2 protein-coding genes are annotated in these 612 nt (G+C 38.9%); both read left to right on the top strand.

Annotated elements, in window-relative coordinates:
• A partial coding sequence (locus tag GVN22_RS27650) for a hypothetical protein (RefSeq protein ID WP_166554200.1) occupies positions 1-369 on the top strand: 369 nt, incomplete at its 5' end.
• A gap of 1 nt (position 370) precedes the next feature.
• Positions 371-612: hypothetical protein (locus GVN22_RS27645; RefSeq protein WP_166554199.1), on the top strand; the 242-nt coding region annotated here is incomplete at its 3' end.

Here is a 612-nt window from a genome sequence, read left to right as displayed (position 1 = left end):
CCAATCACCGTATTCGAGTTTTTACAAAAAAATGCAGTTTGGCAGGAAGCTCAGCAAATAGACGACGCCTCTGGTGATTACTATACGATTACCATTTCTTGTCAAATCAGAAATGTATCAGAGTCATTATTGACGTGGCTTTATGCTAACCAACAAAGACGCTTTGTAACCTTATGGCGTGGAGTAGATTCGGATACGTTTTACAACGGAAACCAGGAAAACGGTTTGCGCTATCAGTACAACCGTCTAGCCTCAGATCGCAAAATTATAGAGCTGACCCTAACAGGACGATTTATCACTCCGAGCCTTCCACTGAACCCTACATTTATTTCTTCCATTTTGACCCAATATCAATACCAAACATTTTGACATGGCACAGACACTCACTGTTAAACCCCAATATGTAAATACTGCTCAAGTGTTTATTGATGGGAAATTTATTTTACTCAATAATAACCTAACTCAAGAGCAGCTATTAGCCGTTTGGCAAAAAGCAGAGTTTCGTCAATTTATTGACATCACTTACACCAATGTAGCTGACAGCTTTCCAGAAAACTTTGAGATTGACCCGACCTTATTTCATGCTTATGATTCTGGTGAGATTAGTTATAA

This window comes from Cellulophaga sp. BC115SP, from assembly GCF_009905545.1.
Taxonomy (GTDB): Bacteria; Bacteroidota; Bacteroidia; order Cytophagales; family Spirosomataceae; genus Flectobacillus; species Flectobacillus rivi.
The sequence above is the reverse complement of the archived record's forward strand: the minus strand, read 5'-3'. Positions and strand labels throughout refer to the sequence as shown.